Origin of the sequence: Salipiger bermudensis (genome assembly GCF_019801965.1) — a bacterium.
GTDB classification, from domain to species: domain Bacteria; phylum Pseudomonadota; class Alphaproteobacteria; order Rhodobacterales; family Rhodobacteraceae; genus Salipiger; species Salipiger bermudensis_A.
In genome coordinates, this window is the sequence record NZ_JAHVIA010000015.1 from 24,152 (window position 1) to 30,382 (window position 6,231).

Genomic DNA, 6,231 nt, shown 5'->3' on the forward strand with positions numbered 1-6,231 from the left:
TCATTCTCCCTTTGGTCGGGCATTGATGATCTGGTTAACTCGGCAGCGGTTTGCCACCCATGTCTCCAAATCCGGTGAGGACCACGCGATCAGCTTCAGCGTGTCCTGGTATTTCGCTGAGGGTCCCTTGTCGAAAATCGCGTTGTGATGGGCGATCCGGTTCCGCCAACGTCGCACGCTTTCGATCAATGTGTGGAGGTCCTCCAGCTTCGCATCCCAAGGCGCACTCTTGAAGTTCTTCTGAAAGCCCCTGGGGAACAAATATCTTTGGAAGCGCTTCGTTGTGAGATGCTCCCAGAACCCGAAAGACAACGCGGAGACCAAGTGGTGCGCATCCATGACCGCGCCATGCTGTCGGGCCTCATCCTTGACGGCATTGTCGAGGTCTCGTTGGCGGGATGGGTCAAGAATTTTGAGGAAAGTCGGATCTTCGAACCAGCGTTGGTTGCGATACGTCAAGGCGTTGTGAATGCTGTTTCGGCAGCTCACCTCTGCGATGTGTAGTGCGAAGTGGAAAGCCTCTGACATGTTGCAGTTCCATAGGTACAAGTCTTCCCGTGCCACTCCTGAATCGCCGGCAGCCGGTGCGTAGCGTTGAAGTCTGCGGTCGCTGAGGCAATCCGTTAACAGCTTCTGAACTGTCAGGTCGGTCAGAGTTTGAACTTGATCCATGGCGATATCGGCGCTATCTATTTCTCCGTGAGACGCGGTGAGGTTGCCTTTAGGTGCTTCGGCAGGCTTCTGGCCCCTCCCGTGGACAAGATCATGAGGCGGGCCTTCGGGCGCCGCCTCGCTTGTCTTTTGGGGGCAGCTCATGGGAAGCATTTGGCCCCCGGCACTTTCGCTTGATCCTGTGCAACTGCCGTTGCGAACCAGCAAGGAAGGTGCTGGATGTCTTTGATGCGCGTGTTCTCAGGGACATCTCTCCAGAAGGCTACGATAGCATCAGAGAACGACTGCAACTGCGCGTCACTGACCTTCACATCAGTGTGGTCCAGGTAGGATGCCGCCGGAGAATTCGATGTGACACCATGGTTCGAGCCTGGAAGGTACTCGGGATACCGTGTCTTCAGGTCTTCAAATGAACTCCCGTCACCATGCTTGTACACGTTGACGACCAATCTGCAGGCGTCCATCATTCGATGATACGGCTTGGAGTTAAAGCCCCACCCCTGACTCTGCAGCAGGTCTTCAATTTTCTCAGCGTTGACGGACCAGATTTTTTTGGAAGCCGCTGATCCAGAATACCAATGATGGACTTCCCCCGCCAACCAAGAGCGTAGTTGTTTGTCCCAGCCGTGGTACATGCCTGCGACTACGCTCAGATAGGTTTGATCGCGCATATCGCTAAGCAACTGGTAGAAATCTACCCCGACCTGCTCGGCGGCGTCGTAGATATCGCCTTCATCGTGCCGATCTGGGTCGAAATGGCGGCTGGCTTTTTTCAGCCAATCCTTCGACGCCTGATCCGCGTCGGCCTCCATGTTGCCGAACTGGTTCAGCAGGCGGTTCCGTGCCCGCTCGACGTAGAACTGGTGCCCGTCGATCAGGGACCGACGGCGGTGCCCCCACATCTGGAAAAGGACGTAGTCATCGGTCATGCGCTGCCGCCTTTCGTGCCCTGCGCCTTCACCTTGGCGGCGTAGAGCTTGAAGAGCTTCTCCAGCCGTTCGGTGTCGTTGCGGAAGGGGCGGCCGATGTACATGGTTTCAAGCAGGTCGTCGTTCTCGCGGTGCACGGCGCGCAGGTCGTCGGGCATCTTGTCGGGATCGTAGAGGTCCGCGATGGTCTTGGGGTAGTGGCTGTAGCGGCACTTCAGGATCCTGCGGGCCGAGGCCGTGAGGTCAGCCAACTGCGCCTCGGTGAACTTCGGTACCGGGAAGGTGTTCCAGCCCAGGGTGTTGGAGTAGCGGAAGTCGGACTTCAGCTTCCCACAGACGGTGGCGATCCAGACAAGGTGCAGGCGTGAGGCGATCAGCGCGATGCACCATTCTGGGGCGTTCTGGATCAAGTTGATTGCGTTTGAACCGATGGTCCCTGCAGGATAGCGGTCACACGGAAGTACAGGTCGGTTTTCGCTTGTGTGAATTGGAATGGCGATCACTGGGCCTTCCGGTCGCACACGTATCTGATCAAATTCAAAAGGACGCTCGGCCATACGCCGAGTAGGTTCTTTGGTGCTTTGCAGACGAAATTCTCGTACTCGATCTATTCGATCAGCAATCGGCTGTATGGCGCGTGCCACGCCGAGATCCTTTTCGTCGATCCACAAGCAGTAGCGTTCAAGTCCCCGGGTGATCTCTTGAGCGCCCACATATCTCACCAAGAATTTCTCTGCTTCGGGAAAGCTGTTCTCGATTTGAACTTTGTCATCAGGAGACACAATGAGGTGACCGCCGTCGGCTGGTTTGTTCCCATAGTCCATGAATGGTAGGCCGAAAATTCCCTTCCTCACAGCTTCGACGTAGAGAGATGGGCCAGGTACGAGGTACGCATTGATGTTGTCAGCTGAACTCTCAGTTTCTTCGGCGTAGAGCCGTTTCGTATCACGGGACGCTGATCTAATCCCGATGATTGAACAAATCACTGCTGCATTTGCGGATGCATTGTTCCGCCATTTGAAGTCTTTGTGGGCAAATCCGATCTCCAGATCGTTTTCGAGCACATGCGGCCATAGCGCCGCGACTGAGTACCCTTGGCAGATCGAGTTCGTAGACACGAGGGCTGCCCTGGCAGCGCGTCCACGGATGTAGCGGGACGCCTTGAAGAACCATGCTGCCACGAAATCGAAAGCAGCAAAGCTCTTCACGTGTCCTCCGAACACATGCGCGAGGTCTGCTTTCTGTTCCTTGCTTTGGTAAGTGGACCCAAGAAACGGCGGGTTGCCTGCGATGAACACCTCCTCACCGTCTCCAGGGGGCGGGCAGACCTCCTCCCAGTCGATGCGCAGGGAGTTCCCGGTGCGGATATGCGCTGCATCCTTCAGCGGCAGCGCGGCAGGGCGGCGGCCAAAGACCTCGGCAAAGCTGGCATTCGCCTGATACTCGGCGATGAACAGCGCCAACTTGGCGGTCTCGGCGGCGAAATCCGCGATCTCGATGCCGTAGAAATGGCTGATCGGGATGGCCGAGAACATGGCCAGCGACCCGGGGCCGTTCAGCTCTTCGATCCTTTGCAGGATGCGCGTCTCGCGCGCCCTGAGCTCTCGGTAGGACACCACCAGGAAGTTGCCCGATCCGCAGGCCGGGTCGAACACCCGGATGCGCGACATGCGGTCCAGCACTTGTTGCAGCCCCTTGGCGCGGTCCCAGGCCTTGTGGATCTCGGCATCGAGGTCATCAAGGAACAGCGGCCCGATCACCTTCATGATGTTCGGCACCGAGGTGTAGTGCATCCCCAGCTCCGAGCGCTGCTTGGGGTCCGCCACCGACTGGATCATCGAGCCGAAGATGTCCGGGTTGATCTCGCGCCAGTCGAGGTCGCAGGCCTCGCGCAGGTAGCGGAAGGCGATGGTGTCAAAGCGCGGCGCGTCGATGGTGCCCGCGAACAGCCCGCCGTTGACGTATTCCAGCTCTGCCGTCCATGCGGGCAGGGCATTGCGCTTGTCCTTGGGCAGGTTCATCGCCTGGAAGGCCGAGATGACGGTCTCGCGCGCTTCCTCGCCCTTGTCGCCCGCATGGGTGAACAGCAGGCGCGAGAACTGGTTGTCCGGGAAGATGCCGACGTCCTCGGCGAACATGCAGAAGATCAGCCGCATCATCAGCTGGTTCATCTCGTGCCGCCGCTCGTCGCTGCCCCAGTCGGGATTCGCCTTGGTAAGCGCATCGTACAGCCGAGCCAGCTTGCCGGTGGCCTTGACGTCGACGGGGTTCTCTTCGACGGCGCGGTAGCGTTCCTTGCCTGCGGCGGGCAGGAAGAAGCCGAAGTGGTCGCCGATCTCGTCAAAGCGGCAGTGCAGTGTGTCACCAGAGGCCGGGTGTTCGGCGGCGATGGTTTCGCCATCGGAGGCGATCAGGATCGCGGGTTTGGCGGTCTTGGTCTTCTTGGACGCGCGCAGCTGGTCCAGGGTGACGTCAGACATGCCGGTGAGCGCCGGGGCATAGTGGAACCGCTTGCCGAACAGGACGCCGCCCGGGAGCTCCGATTTGTTCGTCGTGCCCTTGCGCAGCTTCGACACCGCTGCACGGGCGGCATCGGTCGCCTCTGCGAAGGAAAAAGGGAACTCGCTGCTGTCGAAGGGGGCCGCGGCAATCTCCGCGAGGGCGTCATAGATCTCGGTAGGGTTCATCAGCTGCTCTGGATCGTCTTTTCGTTTCCGCCTCACGACAAGGACGCTGTGTGCTGCGGCATTATTTGAAGTCGGCCATCAATCATGGCGTGCGGAGGGTAGGCGGGCAAGCGTGGCTGTGCAATCACCATGCAATGACTTGTTTACCTTTTTCGTCGATAGCGGTCCGGGTGGGCCTAACAGGGTTATCCGCTGAAAGGGATCAAAAACCAGCGTCTTGCCTGAGCCCAGACGAAGGGGGCTTGCCTGGCACCAAGACGGATATGGCAATCGGCATTATCGGTCCTGTGACCAGGTTCGATGTTCATGGCCAAAGCTTGGAGTTGATCCCGTTACCGAAGAGTCTATCTATAGGGTTCAATAATCTTCCACCTGTTCTCCATATTCGACATTGAATTTTTCAAGCGTTGTCAGTCGTTTATGGCTTGTGCTTTCGTCATTTGGCGGATTTGTACAGGGGGTTTGGCAGATCGAAAATATCAAGTGACGTATTCTCACGACGTCTGAGCAGATTTTTTGATGGCAAAAGTGGGAGGGAAGCGCGCGGAGACGGGAGGCTTATCTGCACAGGCGGGAGGGAAAGCATTTTGGGCGGGGCGAGAACGGAACCATTTCCCTGTTCTGAGCCAAACCATCCACAAGGAGATAGTCTTGTCCGTCAAGAATGCAAAGCCGTGCCCGTTCCCAAACAACTTTCCAAACGCTGAGAACCTGCCCGAGAAACTGTTGAAACACGTTGCGCTGCACTGCCCGTTGTCCCCGCGGGCGATGCGTCTTCTCTTTGGTATTATATTGTATGCAATTTGTGCGGGGTACAGTGATGTGGAGAAGTTTCTGCGAGATGCTGCCCAAAAGAAATCCGTGAATATTCGTTGTGCACTGCTGACAGAGTTTATCGGAACTGACGGAGTGCGTGATAATCGCTGGCTCGCAAAAGCCGCAGAAGAACTGGCGCAATGTACGGGTCTCTTTCAGGTGATTTTTATAAAAGACTCGACCAGTCTTGTTTTTCGAATCTCTCAGATTTTCGCCGACGCCATCGCGACATCAAGAGCCGAAAAGGCAACGCCACAGTATGCACGGGTGGCTCCAGCGGACTTTCAGTTTTCCTCAGGCTATCGGGTTCAGGCGAATCTTCTCATGCGTCAGCATGTCAATAAGAAATGGCCATCGTTTAAGTTGCCATACATTCCAGAAAGCTCTGCTGAGACGGCAGTGGCTGAAAACCGAATCAGGCTGAAGAACCTAAGAAACTTTCCATCTATCGATGAGGCAATTGCGCAGGAAGTTAAGCGCAGAGCAAGGTTGCGAATTATGGAGTGGCCGAAGTCCAGAAACGCTTGGTTGAAGGTGCTTGAAGATATCTCCAAGGAGTGGGGGGTGTCGATGCTGGTGATGCCAAGATATCATCCAATATTCGATTACGTGTCGTCTGTTACGGTCAAGCTTCAGCACGCGCACACTCAGTGGTCCGAAGGTGGGTTATATTGTGCGCATCCTGGTATTCGGATGATCTACGAAGTCACCCCGAGCGGTCGGGTCTCACTTCCTCGCAAGGCATGGAAGAAAAAACACGCTCAGGTGAAGATTTATTGAGGTCGCGTTTTTTGCGTGGGTGGAAATGACCCCATCTCCTCATTGCTACCCGCGACGGTGTAGCGCCCACCGCTACAAACGCGACGAAATTCGTCCGATTATTACTCAAATGGAGAAATGCAAGCAATGATGAACTATTATTCAAACGGAGTGACCTGCTCCCCATAGAGTCCGCGTTTATGAGTTAGCTCTGTTCAGGGTTTGGTCCTCTACTGACCGTTGGTGATACTCCCACGGGGTGAGCCCGTCGAGGCTCGTGTGGGGGCGGTGATGGTTGTAGTCGTTGCGCCAGCCGGCGATCAACTCGTGGGCGTGGCGCAGATTGGCGAACAGGTGCTCGTTCAGGC

General features: G+C 56.5%; 5 protein-coding genes. 1 reads left to right on the top strand and 4 read right to left on the bottom strand.

Annotated elements, in window-relative coordinates; all coding sequences use genetic code 11:
• The 3 genes from KUV62_RS22235 to KUV62_RS22245 are packed head-to-tail and all read right to left on the bottom strand — an operon-like array spanning window position 1 to window position 4,288.
• Complete coding sequence (locus KUV62_RS22235) at window positions 1-816, bottom strand: Abi family protein (protein WP_222605949.1); 816 nt, start codon at window positions 814-816, stop codon at window positions 1-3.
• Complete coding sequence (locus KUV62_RS22240; protein WP_222605950.1) at window positions 813-1,601, bottom strand: hypothetical protein; 789 nt, start codon at window positions 1,599-1,601, stop codon at window positions 813-815. The genes KUV62_RS22235 and KUV62_RS22240 overlap by 4 nt, the downstream gene beginning before the upstream one ends.
• Window positions 1,598-4,288: a class I SAM-dependent DNA methyltransferase gene (locus KUV62_RS22245; RefSeq protein WP_222605951.1), complete on the bottom strand. Its 2,691-nt coding sequence runs from the start codon at window positions 4,286-4,288 to the stop codon at window positions 1,598-1,600. Before KUV62_RS22245 ends, KUV62_RS22240 begins: the two co-directional genes overlap by 4 nt.
• Before the next feature lie 651 nt (window positions 4,289-4,939).
• On the opposite strand from KUV62_RS22245, the gene KUV62_RS22250 reads away from it, so the two are divergent.
• Window positions 4,940-5,884, top strand: coding sequence for a hypothetical protein (locus KUV62_RS22250; RefSeq protein WP_222605952.1), 945 nt, complete (start codon window positions 4,940-4,942; stop codon window positions 5,882-5,884).
• Window positions 5,885-6,061: 177 nt separating this feature from the next.
• Here the strand turns inward: KUV62_RS22250 and KUV62_RS22255 are convergent.
• Window positions 6,062-6,231: integrase core domain-containing protein (locus tag KUV62_RS22255; RefSeq protein WP_222602952.1), on the bottom strand; the 170-nt coding region annotated here is incomplete at its 5' end.

Coding starts and splice junctions, on each gene's coding strand:
- KUV62_RS22240 (WP_222605950.1), bottom strand. CDS start 1,601: ATGACCGATGACTACGTCCTTTTCCAGATGTGGGGGCACCGCCGTCGG.
- KUV62_RS22245 (WP_222605951.1), bottom strand. CDS start 4,288: ATGAACCCTACCGAGATCTATGACGCCCTCGCGGAGATTGCCGCGGCC.
- KUV62_RS22235 (WP_222605949.1), bottom strand. CDS start 816: ATGAGCTGCCCCCAAAAGACAAGCGAGGCGGCGCCCGAAGGCCCGCCT.